Below are 1,426 nucleotides of genomic sequence, written 5' to 3' on the forward strand. Positions count from 1 at the left end.
GCCCGTCCGTCCAGCACACGCTCGACTTGATCGGCATCTTCGTCTTCGCGATCTCCGGCGCCCTGCTGGCCGTGCGCAAGAACTTCGACGTGTTCGGCATGGCCGTCCTCGCCGAGGTCACCGCGCTGGGCGGGGGGCTGTTCCGGGACCTGGTCATCGGTGCCGTACCGCCCGCCGCCTTCACGGACCTGGGGTACTTCCTCACCCCGCTGCTCGCCACCCTCCTGGTCTTCTTCCTCCACCCCCAGGTGGAGCGCATCCAGGTCGCGGTGAACGTCTTCGACGCGGCCGGCCTCGGCCTGTTCTGCGTGGCCGGCACGATCAAGGCGTACGAGTACGGGCTCGGCCTGACCGCCTCGGCCGGACTCGGGCTGACCACCGCCGTGGGCGGCGGTGTGCTGCGGGACGTCCTCGCCAACGAGGTGCCCTCGCTGCTGCGCTGGGACCGCGACCTGTATGCGGTCCCGGCGATCGTCGGCTCCGCCCTGGCCGCCCTGTGCATCCGCTACGACGCCCTGAACCCGCTCACCAGCGGTCTCGCGGTGATCACCGCCTTCGCACTGCGCCTGCTCGCGATGCGGTACCACTGGCGAGCTCCGCGGGCGTGGCACCGCCGCTCGACGGTGAGCGAGGAGGAGCAGCCCGTCCTGCCGTGACCGGGCGCAGGCCCATCTCCTGGGTCAGCCATTGGAACACCGGGACCACCTGCGGCCGCCACAGCGCCATGGTGTGGCCGCCCGCGCTCTTCGGGATGTACACGACGTGCACGGTCGTCGGGGCCTTCGCGGTCTGCTCCAGGGCCACGGCGGCCTCGTAGCCGTCGTGCGGCTGGCCGGAGAGGTACAGCGCGATCCGCGGCGGTTCGGGCGACCTGCGCAGCATCAGGCAGGGGTTGTTCGCGGCGCGCAGGGCGGGGTTCTGCGCGGTGAGGGAGTCGCGTTCGCCGATGGGGTCGTTGTAGCCGGACAGGCTGACGGCGGCCCGGTAGCGGTCGGGGTGGGCGACGGCGAGCCGGGCCGCGCAGTGCGCCCCGGCCGAGTAGCCGGCGACGGCCCAGCCCCGCGGGGCGGACTGGGCCCGGAAGTTGTCCGTGACCATCTTCGGCACGTCGACGCTCAGCCAGGTGTCGGCGTTGACCGTGCCCGGGATGTTGGCGCAGCCGTTGTCCACGCCGGCCAGCAGGTTGGTGCGGGGCGCGACCAGGATGAACGGGGCGACCTGCCCGCTCCGCATCAGCGGCAGCAGCTGCTCGTGCGCGTGCAGCGAGCCGAACCAGGCCCTCGCCGAGCCCGGGTAGCCGGGCAGGAGTTCCACCACCGGGAACGTGTGGTGGCGGTAGGCCGGCTCGCCGTACTGCGGCGGCAGCCAGACGTAGACCTCGGCGTTCACCCCCGACACCCGGCCCCTGAGCTGGGTCACCCGCACC

Annotated in this window: 2 protein-coding genes; one reads left to right on the forward strand and one right to left on the reverse strand. The window is 72.5% G+C overall.

Annotated elements, in window-relative coordinates:
- On the forward strand, positions 1–656 hold a 656-nt coding region (locus tag ABZ281_RS49295; protein WP_356665371.1), incomplete at its 5' end, for a trimeric intracellular cation channel family protein.
- Here the strand turns inward: ABZ281_RS49295 and ABZ281_RS49300 are convergent.
- The coding region (locus ABZ281_RS49300; RefSeq protein ID WP_356665372.1) for an alpha/beta hydrolase-fold protein at positions 547–1,426 on the reverse strand (880 nt) is incomplete at its 5' end. The genes ABZ281_RS49295 and ABZ281_RS49300 overlap by 110 nt on opposite strands.

It is taken from the genome of Streptomyces sp. NPDC006265, from assembly GCF_040613555.1.
In the GTDB taxonomy this organism is placed as follows: Bacteria; Actinomycetota; Actinomycetes; order Streptomycetales; family Streptomycetaceae; genus Streptomyces.